The organism is Marilutibacter chinensis (assembly GCF_021725675.1).
Taxonomy (GTDB): domain Bacteria; phylum Pseudomonadota; class Gammaproteobacteria; order Xanthomonadales; family Xanthomonadaceae; genus Marilutibacter; species Marilutibacter chinensis.
In genome coordinates this window covers 76,363-94,958 of sequence record NZ_JAKJPO010000018.1, presented here as the reverse complement: position 1 = coordinate 94,958, position 18,596 = coordinate 76,363, and the positions used below count along the sequence as shown (strand labels likewise).

Genomic DNA, 18,596 nt, shown 5'->3' with positions numbered 1-18,596 from the left:
CGATGAATCGCGACAGCGGGCAAAGCCAAGGCAAGCGCCGCGTTCGTGGCGGACGAGCCCCGATGCGGGTGGCGCTCTACATGGCCACGCTCTCGGCCGTACGCTGGGATCCGCTGATGAAAGCGCACTATCAGCAACTGCGGGCCCGCGGAAAACTGGGCAAGGTCGCGCTGGTCGCCTGCATGCGCAAGCTGCTGGGCATCGTCAATGCCAGACGGCGTGACGAGCTGCGTGCGGAAGGGGCCTTAACTGCCTGACAGCTAGGCTCACAAGACAGTTGCTGAATTAAGCCGAGCCGCGAAGCGGCTTCGGCTTGAATGAATTGTTAGGCCGCTGCCCGACGCGTGGCCAGCCAGCCGATTGCAGAACCCGCCAGACCGCCCCAAATGATGCCAAGGGAGAAGCGGAACCCACTGAAGTGGGCGATGACAGCGCCGACACCGGACCCAGCAAGAACGAACCATGCAATCCGACGTTTGCGGGCAATAAGCGCATCCTCCGCAGCACGGTTGGCACGAATCTCCTCGTTCCTTGCTTCTTGCGCGCGAAGGTGCGGTTCCAAGACGGCTTGAGCGGCTGCGTCAGCTTGTGCTCTTTCCATTTGCGATAACTCCTGATAGCGGCCTAACTTACTAGTAGACCCCCAAAACGGGGTGATATCCGATTCTTGACTGGCTGTTGAAGCGCGTCAATCGGAAAGTTCCCGGGAAGGATCAATGACTTTCTCGTGGCGGCCGGGATGCTGGACCGGTCATCACGCCGTCGGATGCCCCGGATTCGGGCTGCCATGAAGTATCAGCCCGAAAATGAGGTGCTATCCGGACGGTAATCCCGGCAGAAGCAGCTTTTTGGGGCGGGGCCACTCGAGCGGGGCAAGGCGCATCGCCACTGGCGGGGCGGCGGGGCATGAAGGTGTCGGGTTGCGATGGCTTGCGTTCGGCCACCCGGCACGGATTGGCGCTACCGACATTCCGCAGGCGGCGGACCTGGCTCCTTCCCAAGCTCACCCGCTGTGTCTGCTCCCGCATGCCATGCCGAACGACGTTCCCAACAGCCCCAGCAGCCCGGCGATCAGGCCGGGCCCCACCCCTGCATGCGACCATATCCGCATGACCACCGCCCACCGCGACACCATCGCCGCGATCGCCACCGCCGCAGGTCCCGGCGGGGTCGGGATCGTGCGCTTGTCGGGGCCGCGGGCGCGGGCGATCGGCGAGGCGCTGTGCCGGCGCGGGCTGCGGGTGCGGCATGCGCATCACGCACGCTTCCACGACGGTGCCGGCGAGGTGCTGGACGACGGCATCGCTTTGTATTTCGCCGCGCCTGCGAGCTTCACCGGCGAGGACGTGGTCGAGCTGCAGGCGCACGGCAGTCCGGCGGTGCTGCAGGCGCTGGTCGCCGCCTGCGTCGCGCTCGGCGCGCGGCGGGCGCGGGCGGGGGAGTTCAGCGAGCGTGCGTTCCTGGAGGGCCGCGTCGACCTGGCCCAGGCCGAGGCGATCGCCGACCTGATCGCCGCCGCCGACCTGCAGGCCGCGCGGGCGGCCCGTCGCGCGCTGGACGGCGAGTTCTCGCGCCGGGTCGAGGCGCTGGCTGCCGATCTGCTGGCGGTGCGGGTGCACGTGGAGGCGGCGATCGACTTCGTCGACGAGCCGATCGACACCCTCGGCGGCGGCGCGCTGAAGGCGAAGCTGGCGCGGATCGCGGACGACCTCGACGCCCTGCTGCAGGCCGCCGAGCGCGGCCGCCGCCTGCGCGACGGCCTGCACGCGGTGATCGTCGGCCCGCCCAACGCCGGCAAGAGCTCGCTGCTCAACGCGCTGGCCGGCAGCGAGCGGGCGATCGTCACCGAGATCGCCGGCACCACCCGCGACCTGCTGCACGAGACCCTGCGGGTCGATGGCGTGGAGATGACCCTGGTCGATACCGCCGGCCTGCGCGAGGGCGGCGACGCGATCGAGCGCGAGGGCATGCGCCGCGCCGGTGCCGAGCTGGGCCGCGCCGACCTGGCGATCGTCGTGCTCGACGCGTGCGACCCGGCGGCCGGCCGCCGCGCGGTCGCCGATGCGATCGCCGAAGTCCCGCAGCACCTGTGGGTCCACAACAAGATCGACCTGCTCGGCACGCCCGCCAGCGAAACCACCGACGCGACCCTAGGCGACGCGGTCGCGCTGCGGGTGTCGGCGCACACCGGCGCCGGCCTGGCCGCGCTGCACGCCGCGCTGGGCGAGCGGGCACGGCGCTATGCCGGTGCTGGCGAGGCGGGTGCGTTCACCGCCCGCACGCGCCACGTCGAGGCGCTGCAGGCGACCGCCGCCGAGCTGGGCGAGGCCCGGCTGCAGCTCGATCACGAAGTGCTGGAACTGGCCGCGGAGGCGCTGCGGCAGGCCCACGACCGGCTCGGCGAGATCACCGGCCGGGTCCATGCCGACGACCTGCTCGGCCACATCTTCTCCAGCTTCTGCATCGGCAAGTAGGCGACGGATGGCCGTCCGGCGGCCCCGGCGATCGCAGTCGGCCTGTTCAGCTTTTCGGCATGGAATCGCCGCGGCGAGGGCCGGTCCTCCGGTCCATGGGAGCCGTGCGGCGTATCATGGCCCCGGCAGGCGGACGCGCTTGACAAAGCCCCCGTGAAGAGGCGATGAAGAGCGCGGCTCGCACACGAGCAAATCAGGGGAGAGTTTCAGCAATGACGTCACACCGTATCCATGATCAGGCGCGTTCGCAGCGCGGGGTCGGCCGCACCGTGCTGCTGGTCGCGCTCGCTCTGGCCCTCGCCGCCTGCGGCAAGGACGAGCCGACACCCACCGCGCCCGCGCCCGCAGCGACGGCCGAGGCTCCTGCCGAGCCGGCGGTCACCGCTGAAACCGCGGTTTCGGACAAGGTCAACGCCCTCAGCGCCGACGAGCTGCGCGAGGCCGCGCGCAACGCCTATGCCGAGAACCGCCTGTACGCGCCGGCCGAGGACAACGCGGTCGAGTACTACCTGGCCCTGCGCGAGAAGGCGCCGGCCGACGCCGCGGTGTCCAGCGCGCTGACCGATCTGCTGCCGATGACCGTGATCGCGATCGAGCAGAGTGTGCAGCGTGAGGACTTCAGCGAGGCGCAACGCCTGGCGGCGCTTCTGGAAAGGGCCGATGCCCAGCATCCGGCGCTGGCGCGCCTGAAGAGCAGCATCGGCACCCAGCAGGCCGCGGCCGCCCAGCGCGCCGAGCAGGAGAAGGTCACCGCCGAGGAGCAGGCCCGCCGCCAGGAAGAGCTGGAGCGCCAGCGCCTGGCCGATCAGCAGCGCCAGCAGCAGGAGGCCGCGCGCCAGCTCGCCGCCGAACAGGAAGCCGAGCGCCAGCGTGCCGAGCAGGCCGAGGCCGACCGGATCGCCGCCGAGCAGCAGGCCGCCGAGCGCCGCGCCGCCGAACGCCGTGCCGCCGAGCAGCGCGCCGCCGAGCCGGTCCGGGCGACCGCCGCGGACCTGCGCCCGCTGTCGACCCCGGCCCCGCGCTTCCCGCCGGAAGCGCTGCGCGCCGGCACTTCGGGCGAGGTGCAGATCGAGTTCACCGTCGGCACCGACGGCTCGGTGACCAGTGCCCGCGTGGTGCGCTCCAACCCGCCGCGCGTGTTCGATCGCGAAGCGGTCGCCGCGGTCCGCAGCTGGCGCTTCCAGCCGCTCGCCAATGAAGTGACCACCCGCCGCACCATCGGCTTCAACCCGGGGGGGTGAGCCCCCGCACCCGCGGGCCGCTGGCCCGCGCGGGGCCGGACGACCCGAAGCCGACGATATGACGCCATGGATGGCATCGATCATCTTCAAAAGCCGTGCACCGAGACACTTCCTCGCGCCGCGGGTGAGCGCTCATCCCGCTGCGACGGGCCGGCCAATCAGGCCGGACGACCCGAAGCCGATGTTGTGACGCCAAGGACGGCATCGGGCATGTCCAGAAGCCGCCCACCAAGACCGGAGCCCGCCCGGTAACCGGATCGAGCGCGGAGCCCTGAGAAGGCCGATGCTCCGTGCATCGGCCTTCATGCATGCGCACGAGCTCGCGTTCCGGGAAACCATCGCGGCTTACGCCGCTCTTGCGAAGAGGCGACGCTCACCGCGAGCGCATGCCCCGGGATTTCGTAGGAGAGGCGGCACCCGTCGCGAGCGCATGCCCCGGGATTTCGTAGGAGCGGCGTAAGCCGCGATTCCCGCCCCGGACGCAGACGGGCCCGACATCGGCCGGGCCCGTCCGTGTCGCGGTGATGCCTTGCTCAGCCGGCGATCGCCAGCCGCTCCTGGCGGTAGCGGTGCACGGCGGCGAACCACAGCAGCGCGGCCAGACCGAGGCCCGCGGCAAGGTACACCGCCCACACCTGGGTGCTGATCGGCTCGGCACGGATCACCTTCAGCAGCAGCTGGTTCTGGGCCAGGAACGGCACCACGTACTGCCACAGCTGCGACTTGATCGGGTTCACCATCAACACGAAGGTCGGCACCATCGGCAGCAGCATCAGCCAGACGGTATGGCTCTGCGCCTCCTTCATGCTCTTGGCCGAGGCGGCGAGGAAGGTCAGCAGCGAGGTGCCGATCAGCAGCATCGGCAGCAGGATGAACAGCATCTTGGCGATCGCGACGAAGCTGACGTCGAGCATCTTGGCCACGTCGGTCGCGATCAGCGCGGTGCCCTTGAACGCGAGCAGGGTCAGCAGCAGCGACACCAGGCCGAGCGCGCAGGCGGCGGCGATCTTGCCGCTGACGATGCCGCCGCGCGGGGCCGGCGTGGCCAGCAGCGGTTCCAGCGACTGCCGTTCGCGTTCGCCGGCGGTGGCGTCGATGATCAGGTAGGCGCCGCCGAGGAACGAGCTGAGGATCAGCAGGTACGGCAGCAGCACCGACAGCAGTTGCCCGCGCTTGGCCTGTGCGCTGGCGAGGTCGCGGGTGCCGACCGCGATCGGTTGCGCCACCGCCGGGTCGACGCCGCGCACCATCAGCCGCAATGCGCCGACCTGGCTGCGGTAGCGGTCGAGCACGCCGCGCACCCGTGCGATCGGGATCTCGGCATTGCGACGTGTGCTGTCGGCGAGGATCTCGATCGACGCCGAGCGGCCCTGCACCCAGTCCTCGCGGTAGTCCTCGCCGATGACGAGGGCGACGTCGTGGTCCTGGCGGACGATCGCCGCCTCCAGGTCGTCGGGCGCCGGCACCGCCTTGATGCTCTGGCTTGCCAGGAACTTGATCAGGTTGGGCGCGTGCTCGGCACCGACCACCGGCAGCTCCAGCTCCTTCTCCAGCTGGGTGCGCGCGCGCTGTTCGGCCAGGTAACCCATGCCCAGCAGCATCGCTGGGTACAGCAGCGGCCCCAGCAGCAGGGTCAGCGCGAGGGTGCGGCGGTCGCGGGCGATGTCGCGCAGTTCCTTGCGCATCACCGACAGCAGGGTGGCGAAGAATCCGGGCGCCTTGACCGTGCTCATGCCTGCAGGCCCTCCGTGCTGCCGATCGCCTTGACGAAGGCGTCCTCCAGGTTGGGCTCGCCGAAGCGCTCGCGCAGCTCGTCGGCGGTGCCGGCCGCGACCACGTGACCCTTGGCGATGATCACGATGCGGTCACACAGCGCGGCGACCTCCTGCATGATGTGGCTGGAGAAGATCACGCAGCGGCCCTCGGCGCGCAGCTGCCTGAGGAATTCGCGCATCGACCGGGTGGTCATCACGTCCAGGCCGTTGGTCGGCTCGTCGAGGATCACGTTGCGCGGGTCGTGCACCAGCGCACGCGCGATCGCGGTCTTGGTGCGCTGGCCCTGGCTGAAGCCCTCGGTCTGGCGGTCGAGGATGTCGTCCATGTCGAGCGCCTTCGACAGGGCCTCGGTGCGGCGCGCTATCTCGGCCGCGGGCAGCCCGTGCAGCTCGCCGAAGTAGGCGATGTTCTCGCGCGCGGTCAGCCGCTTGTAGACGCCGCGCGCATCCGGCAGCACGCCGAGCGCGCGCCGCACCGCGGTCGGTTCGGCGGCGACGTCGAGGCCGTCGACGCGGATGTCGCCGGAGTCGGGTGTCATCAGCGTGTACAGCATGCGCAGGGTGGTGGTCTTGCCGGCGCCGTTGGGGCCGAGCAGTCCGGTGATCTGGCCGTCATGGGCCTGGAAGCTGACGCCGTCGACCGCCTTGACCGTTCCGGTCTTGGTCTTGAACGCCTTGTGCAGGTCGTTTGCGATGATCATGTATGGATCCGTGGTGCCGGGAGAGCCGTCGCGTCCGCCGTCGGGCGTCGCGCTCAGGGCGCCCAGCCGTTGTAGGAGGTGAACGGCGGGATGTAGTCGAGGCTGTCCAGGCAGCTGGCGTCGAGCGCAGCGGGATCGGTCGATTCGACGAACTGCGCGATCAGCCGGGGCATGCAGCCGATCCCCATCACCCCGTGACCCTGGCCCTTGAGGGTGAAGTGGCGCGCATTGGACAGGTCCTTGGCGACTTCCTCGCCGTACTCGGGCGGGGTGACCGGATCCAGCTCGCCCGACAGCAGCAGGGTCGGGGTGTCGCCGCCATAGGGACGGGTGAAGTCCTCGGCGACCTCGCCGGTCGGCCAGCTGTCGCAACCGCTGAAGAAGCGCGGGCCCGCTTCCGCCCCCATCAGGGTGCCGGCGTCGGCCGGGTCGGGGGTGTAGCGGGGCGCGTCCTCGGCACAGACCACCGAGCGCTGCATGCCGAGGTTCATCATGCCTTCCATCTGTCCGGACCACAGCTGTGCCAGCGACATCAGCGGCTGGTAGCGGCCGTCCACGGCCTCGTCGACCACCAGCGGCAGCAGCGCACTGAGCTGCGGGACGTAGGACACGCCGTGGACCAGGCCCACGACGGTGTCCGCGCCCAGGGTGCCGGAATCCGCCGCGAACGTGGTCGGGTGGTGATAGGCGACCTCCACCGGCGCGGCGCGCAGCGTCGTCTCCAGCGCGCGGATGCGGCCGACCAGGTCGTCGCCGAAGCGAGCCTTGCATGCAGGCTGCGCCGCGCACTGCGCGGACTGGCGGTCGAGCGCGCGGTCGAGCATGCGCGCGAACTCTCCGCCGATCACCAGCCGGTTCGGGGCGACGCCGTCGAGCACCACGCTGCGGGTGTGCTGCGGATGGCGCATCGCGTACTGCTGCGCCACGCGCGTGCCGTAGGAGCCGCCGACCAGGTTGATCCGTTCCACGCCCAGCGCCTGGCGCACCGTGTCGAGGTCGGCGACCGCATGCGCGGTGGTGTAGAAGCGCGGATCGGCACGTCCCTCGAGCGAGCGCAGGCACTGTGCGAAATAGGCTTCGGCCGCGGCGGCGTCGACGGTGTCGGCGGGGTCGATCTGCAGCGGTTCGCCGTCGGCATCGCGGCAGTCCAGCGGATTGGAGCCGCCGGTGCCGCGCTGGTCGACGAGGATGACATCGCGCTGCTTGCGCACGTCCTTCAGCGCCATGTCGACCACCGGCGCGACCTCCGTCGCGGCCTGGCCCGGCCCGCCGGCGAGGAAGAACACCGGGTCTTCCGTTCCGCCGCCCTTGCCGGTGGCCGGCAGCCAGGCGATGTCCAGCGCGATCCGGCGGCCTTCGGACGCGGCCGGGTTCTCGGCGACCTCGAAACTGCCGCATTGCGCTTCCAGCGTGGGCATCCCGCGTTCGCCCCCGAGCACGCAGGGGTCGAATGCGATCTCGCCGTAGCGGTGGACGCTCGCATCGCTCGTCTCCGGCGCGGGTGCCGCCGGCTGGCATCCTGCGGCCGCAAGCGCCAGCGCCACGGCGGCGGGCATCAATCGGGTGGTGCGCATGATTTCCCCATCTGTCCTTGCCAATCCGCTACAGCATGACAGACGGCCATGACGCGATAAACGTGACCGATGTCCAGGGCGCGACGGCGATGCGCAGGCCGATGATGCGGTCAGCCCGCGGCAAGCCGGGCCTGCAGCGTGTCCAGGGACTCCGTCAGCTGCATCACCGATACCGGGTCCGGCAGGCGGTCCAGGCCGGCGCGGGCCGACGATATCCTGTCCCGGGCCGTTGCCGCATCGCCGTCGAGGGCGGCCGACTCCGCGTCGAGCCAGTCCAGGAACACCGACAGATCGAAGAGGCCGCCCTCGCACAGCGGCCGCCATGCGGCCAGTACGGCGCGGTCGCGCAACATGACGGCGGCATAGCCGGCCATCGCCATCGCCAGGTGTGGACGCACGGAAACGGGCAGCTCATGGAAGCCCGAAGTCGCGCGTCGCGCCGCCTCCGCAGCGGCGACGGCATCGTCGCGGTCCATCGCACGGCTCAATCGCAGCATCTGGACATTGACCGCCAGCCCGGGCGATATGCCGTCGGCCGGGTCCGGTATCAGCGCCTCGGGCCATTCCCGCGGGCGCACGCCTGCCAGCGTCAGGGCCATCAACTGTCGTATCTGCTGGCGGATGACGGCGTCGGGCGAATGGCGGGCGAGGTCGAGCAGTTGGCGTCCGTCGGACTGCCAGCCCTGGGTCTGGAACGGCATCAGGTTCAGGACCCCGAGGAACAGCGCCGAAAGCGCGGTTCCCAGCAGCAGTGACGCGATCGCCACGGGAGCCATCCAGGACGTCAGCAGCGCCAGCGCCAGGGCGGCAGTGGCCAGATTGGCGAGCGGGCCGCCGAACAGGAAGCAAGTTTGGTCGAAGCGCGACAGGCCGCGCCGGCCCTTCGGCAGCAGCGCGGCGAAGCCGCTGATGCCGCGCAGCCACGGGCCGCGGCGGAAACGCCAGCGGTGCTCGCCGCGCTCCCAGCGCAGCGGACCGACGCCGAACGCCATCGCGTGCATGCCGCGGGCGATCCCGCCAAGCGCATGCCCGGCCTCGTGCACGACGATGTTGGGCCAGACCGTCAGCAGCGCGAACAGCAGCGCCAGCGGCACCGAGGCGGTGGGCGCCCAGTCGGCGATCCAGGCCGAAGGACTGATCCCCAGGCGTCCGCCGAGCGCGCCCACGAAGCCGCCCAGCAGCATCCATGCGAACAGGGAAACCAGGAAGCCGGCCTTGCCCGGGCGCCGGGTGCTGCCGGTGTCCGCTGCGGCCGGCGGGAGAAATGCCGCATGCGCATCGGAGGTGGTGGCACCGGTGTCGTTCACTTGCTGCTGACGTACTTCTCGCGGCGGATCTGCCTGACCTCCAGTCCGTCCGCCTTCAGCGCTTCGAAGCAGGCGTCGACCATGTTCGGGTTGCCGCACAGGTAGGCGATGTCGCCGGCGGGGTCGGGCGCGAACTCGGGCAGGAACTGCTGCACGTAGCCATGGCGCACGTCGGCGTGCGCATGTGCGCTGCCTTCGGCAGGCAGCTCGCGCGAGAAGCAGGGGATGAAGCGGAAATGTTCGGGATGCCGGTCGGCGAATGCACGGAACTCCTCGCCGTACAGCAGCTCGGCCGGGGTGCGTGCGCCGAACAGCAGCACCACCTGCACGCCGCGATCGCGGATCGCCGCCTCCAGCTGCGGCAGCATCGCGCGGTACGGGGTGACCCCGGTGCCGGTCGCGATCAGCAGGTAGCGGGCATTGGCATCGCCCGGCATCAGGCAGAAGCGGCCGAACGGCCCGCTCGCATCGATCCTGCCGCCGACCTCCAGGCTCTCGAACAGCGCGGTCGCGGCGCCGCCCGGCACGTAGCTGACCGCGATCTCGACCGCCTCGCCCGGGCCCATCGCGTGGTCGTGGATGGTCGCCAGCGAGTACGAACGCTTGGTCGCGGTGCCGTCGGCGTAGGCGAAATGGACCTGGATGAACTGGCCCGGGACGAAGTCCAGCGGCTGGCCGTCGTCGCGGACGAAGGCGTAGTGGCCCACTGCCGGGGCGAGCATGCGACGGGACACGAGCTTGAGCGGGAAGTGCTGGATGGCCACGGAGTCGGTCGGTCCTCTGGGTCGTACGGGCGCGACGGGGGGCGGCTCAGGCTACGCCAGGCCGCGCCGCACCGGGTGAAACACTGTGGCCCGGAGGCGCGTACAGTCGGCCGCCTATAATAACGGCTATCGCCGCGACGACTGCGGCACAGGCCTGGTCATGACCCCCGCAATGAACGAGCAATCCGCCGCGGACGCGGCACCGCAGGCTCCGGTCCCGAGGGTGCCGGCCCTGAGTGTGCGCGATCTGCGCAAGACCTACGCCGGCAACAGCGCCCAGACCCGCGTCGAGGCGCTGAAGGGCGTTTCGCTCGACGTCGAGCAGGGCGACTTCTTCGCCCTGCTCGGCCCCAACGGAGCCGGCAAGAGCACCCTGATCGGCATCGTCAGTTCGCTGGTCAACCTCAGCGGCGGTTCGGTCGAGGTGTTCGGCACCGACCTGTCCCGCGACCGCGAGGCCTCGATGCGCCTGATCGGCCTGGTGCCGCAGGAGCTGAACTTCAACATGTTCGAGAAGCCGCTCGACATCCTGGTCAACTACGCCGGCTTCTACGGCATCCCGCGCGCCGAGGCGCTGGTCCGCGCCGAACAGGAACTGCGCCGCGCGCAGCTGTGGGACAAGGCGCGGATGATGAGCCGCACCCTGTCCGGCGGCATGAAGCGCCGGCTGATGATCGCCCGCGCGATGATGACCCGGCCACGCCTGCTGATCCTCGACGAGCCCACCGCCGGGGTCGACATCGAGATCCGCCGCGGCATGTGGCAGACGCTGCGCGAGATCAACGCCGCCGGCACCACGATCATCCTGACCACGCATTACCTGGAGGAAGCCGAGAGCCTGTGCCGCAACCTGGCGATCATCGACCGCGGCAGCATCGTCGCCGCCGGTCCGATGAAGGCGCTGCTGGCGCGGCTCGATGTCGAGGGCTTCCTGTTCGACATCGACGGCACCCTGCCGGCGCGGCTGCCGGCCATCGAGGGTACGAGCATCGTCGCCACGGACGATCACACCCTTGATGTCGAAATGCCGCGCTCGATGGATCTGAACCGCGTGTTCGCGGCCCTCGGCGAGGCCGGCATCCGCGTGCGTTCGATGCGCACCAAGTCCAACCGCCTGGAGGAACTGTTCGTGCGCATGACGGGCGAGAACGCCGTCGACAGCGCCGCCGGCAGTACCGCGCAGGTCGCACCCGAGCCCACCGCATGAACATCCGCGATACCGACACCGGCTTCGAGGCCACCACGCCCACGCGCCGCAACCTGGTCGCGCTGGGCACGATCGTGCGCCGAGAGATCACCCGCATCCTGCGCATCTGGGGCCAGACCCTGGTGCCGCCCGCGATCACGATGACCCTGTACTTCCTGATCTTTGGCGGCTTGATCGGCTCGCGGATCGGCACCATGGACGGGATCGGCTACATGGATTTCATCGTCCCGGGCCTGGTGATGATGAGCGTGATCCAGAACAGCTACGGCAACATTTCGTCCAGCTTCTTCGGCGCCAAGTTCGGCCGCCACGTCGAGGAGCTGCTGGTCAGCCCGATGCCGAACTGGGTGATCCTGACCGGCTATGTCGCCGGAGCGGTCGCGCGCGGCCTGGCGGTTGGCGTGATCGTGCTGTGCATCGCGATGCTGTTCACCACCGTGCGCATCCCGCATCCGTTCGTGACCCTGAGCACGGTGCTGTTGGGGGCGACGATCTTCGCCCTGGCCGGTTTCGTCAACGCGGTCTATGCGAAGAAATTCGACGATATCGCCATCGTTCCGACCTTCATCCTGACGCCGCTGACCTACCTGGGCGGCGTGTTCTATTCGGTCACCCTGCTGCCGGGGTGGGCCGAGGCGATGACCCACGCCAACCCGATCTTCTACATGGTCAACGCGTTCCGCTACGGCCTGCTCGGCGTCAGCGACGTGCCGTTGTGGGTGGCCTACGCGCTGATGCTGGGCTTCGTCGTGGTGCTCGCCGCGGTCGGCCTGACCCTCCTGAAGAGAGGCGTCGGCCTGCGCAGCTGAGGGCACTGGCCGCGTCGGCCGCCGCAGCACCGGCCCTGACGCCTGCGATGCTGCAGTGCACGCCGGCCCGGACCGGCTCGCTCGACTTGGCGACAACCGCGCTGGCGCGGCCTGACAACCGCGCCCATCGAAGGTCGCCGCCGCGCGCTGCCCGGGCCGCGTGCGATCGGCGGCCCCGGGGTGTTATCCCGGTCACCGTTCCGAACCGCACCGACAATCTGTAGTACCCGCGCCGATATGATGGCCGGAGCGGATCGCAACGGCGGAGCACGGGACCGGCCCGTGTCGGCCCGTGCAGTACGACCCGCGGGATCGCCGACCTGCCGTTCCTGTGCAGGCAGGTTCGCGCGCAGCGGCGGTCCGTCTCCCACGGCAACAGATCTCACAACAGCAGCAAGGAGCGAGAATGGATATCCGGCGTTCGAAGAGCATGATGCGACAGGGCGTGATCGTGGCGATGGCGATCGGCGTGCTGGCCGCCTGCAACCGTCAGGAGCCGCCCGTCGCGGCGCAGGACACCGAGACCACGGCGGCGGCCGACCAGGCCACGGGCGACGCTCACGCCGACCCCGAGGCGGCGCCGGCGTCCGAACCCGCGAAGCCCGCCGGTTTCGACCTCGAGTCGGTGCCGGTGTCCGATCGCGCGCTGGGCGCGTTTCCGTTCATCACGCTGCCGGACGGCTACGAGGCGATCAACGAGCAGACGCTGAGTCTCGCCCGGGTGCCGTTCTGGACCGGCGACCGCTTGGAGGACGTCGAGGGCAAGGCCTACCTGGCGACGATCCAGGAACGATCGGGACACACCTACTCCGACCTCGAACTGGAGCGCAACATCCAGCACGTGGTCGAGCAGGCCGGCGGCGTGATGGTGACCGACTCGGCGATCGCGCCGGAGGTGCTCGAAGGCGTCAGCCGCGACGTCCGCAAGAACCTGGTCGACGGCTGGGGCGACGTCTACAACAACCCCGTGCAGACCTACGTGATCCGCAACGCCGACAAGACCGTCTGGCTGCACCTGTGCAGCGACAGCGCCGGCGCCGGCCTGATCATCGTCGAGGCCAGGGCGTTCGAACCCACTGCCAGCCTGCTGCCGGCCGATGCGCTCAAGCGCGAGATCGACACCCACGGCAAGGTCGCGATGCAGGTCAACTTCGCGGTCGACAAGGCCGACATCCTGCCCGGCTCGATGCCGCAGATCGAGCAGGTCGCCAACCTGCTGAACGGCGATCCCGCGCTGAAGCTGTCGATCAACGGCCACACCGACGCGACCGGCGACGCCGCCCACAACCAGGCGCTGTCGGAGGCCCGCGCGCGATCCGTGGTCGCCGCGCTGATCGCGCGCGGCATCGATGGCTCGCGACTGCAGGCGCAGGGGCTGGGCCAGAGCGAGCCGGTCGCCGACAACGCGACCGAGGGCGGACGCGCGAAGAACCGCAGGGTCGAGCTGGTCAGGATCTGATCGATCGCGGCGCATGCGTGTGTCGTGTGCGGCGCGGAACGATCGCGTAGGTGGCGGAAGCGGCCCGCCTTCAACGGCGGGCCAGGGAGAATGGAGATGAAGGGACTGTTGTCCAGCGTCTTTGCGTTCGGACTGGTTTCGGCCGCCCATGCGGATGAGCCGGTGCGCATCTCCTGCGACCCCAGCGCGGCGATCGCCGAATATGAGCGCGCCAGGCGTGAGGAGATTCCTCCGCTGGACCGACTGCCGGAAGCGGAGAGGCAGGTGCTGATCGGCCGGTTCGAGGAACTGGTGGAGATCATCGACGAGCGGATCGCGGTCCGTTCGGGACGGGCCCCCACCGGCACGCGATCCGGCAGTGAGGAGAGCACTCGATACGCGCGCGTTGCCGGCGCCGAAGTGGACAGGCTGCTGTCGATCATCCCGCGGTCCAGGTGGGACGACTATCGCGACGAGATCGCGGCATCGATCCCGGCGTTGAAGGGCGAGTCCTCGCGGACGCTGGGCCAGGTGCAGGATGCGATCAACCGCGGGAAGATCGAATCCATCCTGCGTTTCAACGGCTGTCCGGACGATCTGGCGAAGGACTACGGGATACCGCCGTATCGGCCCTGAGCGATGCGGCGGTACAGGTTGGGGTCCGCTCGTCGCGAGTCGAAATGCGGCCGGCACGGCGGGATTGAATCCAGTCACTGTGACCGCGTGACGGATGTCATGCGACACGCTCCGTTTCTGATATCACGCTGAATGCCGGGCGTTGCATGCGCGAAAGCGGCTCCTGCGAGTTGGTATGGTCTGGCTCCGAAGGTTGGGTGCTGTCTCGGTAATTCCGCCCCGCCTCCAGATTCTCTGAACGCAAGGAGCGCCTCCGTGTCCGCAACCAAGAAGATCCATTCCTCCGCCCGCAGCCTCGTCCTCGCCGCTGCCGCCGTCCCGCTGATCGCGTTCGCCCAGCAGGGCGGGCCTGCCGGCATGGCCGCGCAGATGACCAAGCTCGGCGGCATGATGCATGCGACCGCCAAGGCCTGCGGCGACTATTCCGACCAGGAGCTCGCAGCGCTGAAGCAGCAGCAGAAGGCGACCCATCTCGAGCGGGGCCTGGATGCCGCCTCGTTCGAGCAGGCGTTCGCCGCCGCCGATGCCGAGATCTCCCGACGCTGGGGCGCGATGTCGCCGGCCGAGCGCACCCGGGCCTGCAACGACATCAGGCAGCAGATGTCGGCGATGTCGCAGTAGCCCTCGCTTCTCTTTCCGTCTGGGTTCAACCGGTCCGGCGTCGTGCCTGCGCTTCCGTGCGGGCGGCGTCCGCGCAGGCGCGCCGTACGCCCGAGTCTTGAACTTGTCATTTCGGCAGTGTACGTTCGTCCTAACCCTGCGCGGCGAAATGTGACGTAGTTCGTCCTTTTTGCGGGGGCGCAGGATGGGGACTGGTAGCTTCCGCTACCTCACACGCCACACCCTGGATGCCGTGGTGGTGCCAGGGATTCGTGCAATCGAGATGGAGAGATTTTTCTCATGGAACTCAAGCAGCGTCGTTTTGGAACCCGTCAGCGCGGTCAGGGCATGACCGAGTACATCGTCATCGTCGCGCTGATCGCTATCGCCGCCATCGCGGTGTTCACCTTCTTCGGCGGTACCGTGCGCTCGCAGGTCGGCGGCATGGCCAAGGAGCTTTCGGGTCAGTCGGCCGGCTCGGCCATCGACAAGGCCCAGAAGTCCGCCGACAAGGCGGAGAAGGAAAGCAAGAACAAGGGTCTGGACAAGTACACCAACGACAACGCGCGTTGATGTCATTGCCCGTGCCCCGGTGCTGACCGGGGCACGGGACCCGTGCTGACGATGAACGACCAGCGGGCTTGAGCCGGCTGCTGGTCGGCGTTCGTGCTCGAAAGGGAAGGAGCCGTCATGCAGCTGTCTACGCCAAACCTGCGCGCACGCATGCGCAATGCCCGACGTCCTGGCGGCCGCAACAACGTCCGTGGCCAGGCGCTGGTGCTGTTTGTCGTGCTCGTATCGATCCTGTGCCTGGGCCTGATCCTGGTGTTCGACACCGGACAGTCGGTCAACAAGAAGGTGCAACTGGTCAACAGCGCCGATGCTGCGGCCTACAGCGTGGCCGTGCAGCAGGCGCGCACGCTGAATTTCGCCGCCTACATGAACCGGGGACGGGTCGCGAACGAGGTCGCGATCGCGCAGCTGGTCAGCATCTGGTCGTGGACCAACTACCTGCATGCGCACACCGCGCTGTTCATCGAGGCGCTGGACTGGCTCAAATACATCCCCTACGTCGGCTCCGTGTTCGCGGCCATGCAGGCCGTGTACAAGGCCGGCGAAGTGGTGGTCGGCGGCATTCGTACCGCATACAGGCCGGTGGCCTCCACCGCGATCCAGGCACTGGACGGACTCAACGGCCTGCTGGCCGGCGCGGCGCGGACCTTCGTGCGCTGGGGCGGCATCGAAGCCGCCCAGATCGCCAAGGACGTATTGAAGGAGAACGATCCCACCGCCGAGATCGATGCGACCGGCTGGGTGGTGCTGGGCCAGCAGTTGACGCAGGCAGCGTCCGACGGGCCCAACAGCTTCCTGCAGAAACACGACCTGCCCGGCCGCAACCGGCGCACGGCCGGCATGGACCGCTACCGCAACGTGGTGATGGAGTCGCGCGACCGCTTCAGCGCCGACCGCAGCCAGCGCAACAGTCTGCTGATCATCAAGCTCCCGGCGAACGGCGGTACCGACATGGTCGACTACAACCGCTGGGCGGCCGTCGACACCCTGCAACTGAAGATCAACCTGCCGTGGCCGCTGGACGACATCAGCGTGCCGATGGGCTGGGGCGGCGCGCAGGCGGTCGAGAACATGCAGCCGCGACCGAAGTTCTTTCCCGGCATCCGTGCGGGCGGAAGGAACGGCCGCGGCAACGGCTGGCGTGCCTACTATCACAACCGCCAGCCGACCTACGCGCAGTACAGCGGGGCGACCAACTGGGTGGCGAAGCAGCTGGCGGCGAACCAGCCCTCGGTGAACCTGTCCAAGCCGTTCCCGTACCGCAACATCACCCAGCGGACCTACACCAAGCGCGACGACGCCTATTTCACCGGCTATCAGGGGCTGCGCGACTACGACGATGTCCGTCGCGGCTTCGCCGAGAATCCGGATGCCGACAACGACAAGGCCGGACCGATCTTCTCGGTCTACGTCTCCAGCGACCGCAGGAACGCGCGTACCAGCCAGGACATCGATGGCATCGGTGCGCCGGCCGGCGGCAAGCTCGAACTCAGGAGCAACGCCAGCAAGCTGACCGCGATCTCGACGGCGCAGGTCTATTTCAACCGGGCGCCATACAGCGCGCTGTTCAGGCGCATGGTCCCGCGCAGCTGGAACGGTCGGCCGTCCAGCGACGACCAGCTCGAGATGGGCAACCTGTTCAGTCCGTACTGGCAGGCGCGCCTGATCGAAACACCGAACTCGGTCTACACGAAGGTCGGGATCGGTTCGCTGGTGACCGGTCCATGACCGGGACGGTTTCGCAGTTGAAGGACCTGCAGTTGAAGAGCCTGCAGTTGAAGCGCACGAAGTCGAAGGACCTGGAGTCGATGGACGAGAAGTCGAAGTACCCGGAATCGAAGGGCACCCGCCGAGACGGGCGCCGCGCCTGTCTGCCCGCATCGTTGCTGGCGGTGGCGGCGCTCGCGATGGCGGGCTGCGCCGCGGAAGCGGACGGGGAGGTCGCAGCCTCGGCCGACATGCCCACCGTGTACGCCGATGCGCGGGTCGAGACCCTGGTCGACGGGGGCAACGCCGGACAGGCCGAGTACCGGGCGATGCTGGATGCCTGCCAGCAGGCCGGCGTGTCGACCATGCCATTGTCGGCCGAGGACAGCGCGCTGCTGGGCACCGGACGGCTGCAGTGGTGGGTCACCCCCGAACGCATCGCCCTGCGCCGGGAATACTGGGATCTGGCCAACAGTGGCGACGTCAACCAGTGTCATTTCACCCTCGCCCATTCCGGCGTCCACGAGTACTTCGATGCCGAACAGTCGGTCGCCTACGAGCTGCCCGGCATGACGGTGGCGAGCGATGGACCGGGGGATCCGGACGGGCTGCTTCGCTACGCGGTCGATCCGGAACTCGATACGGCGGCCGGAGCGGAAGGCTCGGCAAAGATGGAAGTGCAGGGGCAGCCCTGCCGGGAGTGGAGCTCGTCGCAGGGGACCGTATGCAAGTGGACCGGTGGCGGGGAATGGGGGTTCCAGGCGTCGCCCGGCTATTTCCAGACCACCGACAGCCTGTCCGAGCACGAGATCATCCTGCGCCAGGAGCCGGCGAACGGAAACGGAGTGCGGATCACGTTGAGCCGGTTCATGCTTGGCGAGCCCTGGAGCCGGAATGCGTTGCTGCCGGCGGAAGCCGAAGGACAGGAGGGGGTGTGACATGAGCACGGGTTTGCGCAGGAGCGGTACGCGCGGTCGCCAGCGGGGGCAGGCGATGGTCGAGATGGCGGTGCTGTCAGCGGTCCTGGTGCCGCTGTTCCTGCTGGTGCCGACCCTTTCCAAGTACTTCCACGCCAAGCAGATGGCCCAGCAGGCGGCACGTGCGGCGGCGTGGGAGGCGACGGTGACGCGCGACTTCGAGTTCAACCAGCTCAATGGCGGCCGCGCAGCGCAGCTGGCCTTCATTCGCGAGCACAATTTCGGCGACGCCGACACCGTGATCCGGTCGAACATCAGCGGCAACGCGACCGGGCGCCTGAAGAACGAAATGCTCAATACCTTCTCGAACCGGGAACTGGTGCGTGCGCAGGACATCACCCTGGACGCATACCGGAACGAAGCTCCATCGGGGCTGAGCGGCCTGTTCGGACGTATCGGCGGCCTGCTTGAGAAGCTCCCCGGCGAGTTCCCGCCGAACAAGAACGGCCTGGTCACCGCCCAGGTCACCCTGCGGCCGCAGAACCTGAAGACGCGCAACGGTGCCGGCGCCAGCTATCTGGCCCCGTTCGATCGCATCAATCTGGAACTCAGGAGCCACCACACCCTGCTCGCGGACGAGTGGAACGCCGCCGGCAACGGCCTCGACGGACAGCCGTCGGCCCGGCGCGAGCGCAGTGTGCTCAACCAGGTGAAGACGCTCGCACCGACATCGGCCCTGGACGGCGCCGGCGACTTCTTCGAGAAGATCGAAGGCGCCGACTTCCTTCCCATCGTCGGGCCGATCGCGCGTCTGCGCCCCGGCTACGTGCAGCCGGACATCGTGCCGTCCGACAAGTTGAAGAGACGCTGACC

Annotated in this window: 18 protein-coding genes; 12 read left to right on the top strand and 6 right to left on the bottom strand. The window is 68.9% G+C overall.

Annotated elements, in window-relative coordinates:
* The coding region (locus L3V18_RS17775) for a transposase (RefSeq protein ID WP_237052576.1) at positions 1 to 257 on the top strand (257 nt) is incomplete at its 5' end.
* Between the two features lie 68 nt (positions 258 to 325).
* On the opposite strand, the gene L3V18_RS17770 is transcribed toward L3V18_RS17775, so the two are convergent.
* Positions 326 to 601 carry a hypothetical protein gene (locus L3V18_RS17770; RefSeq protein WP_237056746.1) on the bottom strand — a complete coding sequence of 92 codons (276 nt, stop codon included), beginning with the start codon at positions 599 to 601 and terminating at the stop codon, positions 326 to 328.
* 508 nt (positions 602 to 1,109) lie between these two features.
* On the opposite strand from L3V18_RS17770, the gene mnmE reads away from it, so the two are divergent.
* Positions 1,110 to 2,474, top strand: a complete 1,365-nt coding sequence (gene mnmE / locus L3V18_RS17765; protein ID WP_237056745.1) for a tRNA uridine-5-carboxymethylaminomethyl(34) synthesis GTPase MnmE — start codon at positions 1,110 to 1,112, stop codon at positions 2,472 to 2,474.
* Between the two features lie 212 nt (positions 2,475 to 2,686).
* A complete protein-coding gene (locus tag L3V18_RS17760) occupies positions 2,687 to 3,715 on the top strand; it encodes an energy transducer TonB (RefSeq protein WP_237056744.1) in 1,029 nt (342 codons plus the stop codon).
* A 533-nt stretch (positions 3,716 to 4,248) separates the two neighbouring features.
* Here the strand turns inward: L3V18_RS17760 and L3V18_RS17755 are convergent.
* The 5 genes from L3V18_RS17755 to L3V18_RS17735 form a co-directional block, all read right to left on the bottom strand.
* Positions 4,249 to 5,448, bottom strand: coding sequence for an ABC transporter permease (locus L3V18_RS17755; RefSeq protein ID WP_237056743.1), 1,200 nt, complete (start codon positions 5,446 to 5,448; stop codon positions 4,249 to 4,251).
* Positions 5,445 to 6,191: an ABC transporter ATP-binding protein gene (locus tag L3V18_RS17750; protein ID WP_237056740.1), complete on the bottom strand. Its 747-nt coding sequence runs from the start codon at positions 6,189 to 6,191 to the stop codon at positions 5,445 to 5,447. The genes L3V18_RS17755 and L3V18_RS17750 overlap by 4 nt, the downstream gene beginning before the upstream one ends.
* A 53-nt stretch (positions 6,192 to 6,244) precedes the next feature.
* Positions 6,245 to 7,765 carry an alpha/beta hydrolase gene (locus L3V18_RS17745; protein WP_237056738.1) on the bottom strand — a complete coding sequence of 507 codons (1,521 nt, stop codon included), beginning with the start codon at positions 7,763 to 7,765 and terminating at the stop codon, positions 6,245 to 6,247.
* A gap of 110 nt (positions 7,766 to 7,875) precedes the next feature.
* On the bottom strand, positions 7,876 to 9,072 hold the full coding sequence (locus L3V18_RS17740) for a site-2 protease family protein (RefSeq protein WP_237056736.1): 1,197 nt from the start codon (positions 9,070 to 9,072) through the stop codon (positions 7,876 to 7,878).
* Positions 9,069 to 9,836 (bottom strand): ferredoxin--NADP reductase, encoded by a 768-nt coding sequence (locus L3V18_RS17735; RefSeq protein WP_343226358.1) that lies wholly within the window; start codon positions 9,834 to 9,836, stop codon positions 9,069 to 9,071. The genes L3V18_RS17740 and L3V18_RS17735 overlap by 4 nt, the downstream gene beginning before the upstream one ends.
* 172 nt (positions 9,837 to 10,008) lie before the next feature.
* Between L3V18_RS17735 and L3V18_RS17730 the strand changes: the two genes are divergently transcribed.
* The 9 genes from L3V18_RS17730 (at position 10,009) to L3V18_RS17690 (ending at position 18,594) form a co-directional block, all read left to right on the top strand.
* Positions 10,009 to 11,043, top strand: a complete 1,035-nt coding sequence (locus L3V18_RS17730; RefSeq protein ID WP_237056734.1) for an ABC transporter ATP-binding protein — start codon at positions 10,009 to 10,011, stop codon at positions 11,041 to 11,043.
* Positions 11,040 to 11,852 carry an ABC transporter permease gene (locus tag L3V18_RS17725; protein ID WP_237056733.1) on the top strand — a complete coding sequence of 271 codons (813 nt, stop codon included), beginning with the start codon at positions 11,040 to 11,042 and terminating at the stop codon, positions 11,850 to 11,852. The genes L3V18_RS17730 and L3V18_RS17725 overlap by 4 nt, the downstream gene beginning before the upstream one ends.
* A gap of 406 nt (positions 11,853 to 12,258) precedes the next feature.
* Positions 12,259 to 13,311, top strand: coding sequence for an OmpA family protein (locus L3V18_RS17720; RefSeq protein ID WP_237056731.1), 1,053 nt, complete (start codon positions 12,259 to 12,261; stop codon positions 13,309 to 13,311).
* Positions 13,312 to 13,407: 96 nt separating this feature from the next.
* Positions 13,408 to 13,926 carry a hypothetical protein gene (locus L3V18_RS17715; RefSeq protein WP_237056729.1) on the top strand — a complete coding sequence of 173 codons (519 nt, stop codon included), beginning with the start codon at positions 13,408 to 13,410 and terminating at the stop codon, positions 13,924 to 13,926.
* Positions 13,927 to 14,181: 255 nt separating this feature from the next.
* Entirely contained in the window at positions 14,182 to 14,547 is a 366-nt protein-coding gene (locus L3V18_RS17710) for a hypothetical protein (RefSeq protein ID WP_237056727.1), read from the top strand.
* Between the two features lie 279 nt (positions 14,548 to 14,826).
* Positions 14,827 to 15,099, top strand: coding sequence for a pilus assembly protein (locus L3V18_RS17705; RefSeq protein WP_237056726.1), 273 nt, complete (start codon positions 14,827 to 14,829; stop codon positions 15,097 to 15,099).
* A 117-nt stretch (positions 15,100 to 15,216) separates the two neighbouring features.
* Positions 15,217 to 16,827 carry a TadE/TadG family type IV pilus assembly protein gene (locus tag L3V18_RS17700; protein WP_237056724.1) on the top strand — a complete coding sequence of 537 codons (1,611 nt, stop codon included), beginning with the start codon at positions 15,217 to 15,219 and terminating at the stop codon, positions 16,825 to 16,827.
* A complete protein-coding gene (locus tag L3V18_RS17695) occupies positions 16,824 to 17,744 on the top strand; it encodes a hypothetical protein (RefSeq protein WP_237056722.1) in 921 nt (306 codons plus the stop codon). The genes L3V18_RS17700 and L3V18_RS17695 overlap by 4 nt, the downstream gene beginning before the upstream one ends.
* Before the next feature lies 1 nt (position 17,745).
* Positions 17,746 to 18,594 (top strand): TadE/TadG family type IV pilus assembly protein, encoded by an 849-nt coding sequence (locus tag L3V18_RS17690; RefSeq protein ID WP_237056720.1) that lies wholly within the window; start codon positions 17,746 to 17,748, stop codon positions 18,592 to 18,594.
* The last annotated feature ends 2 nt before the right edge of the window (positions 18,595 to 18,596 follow it).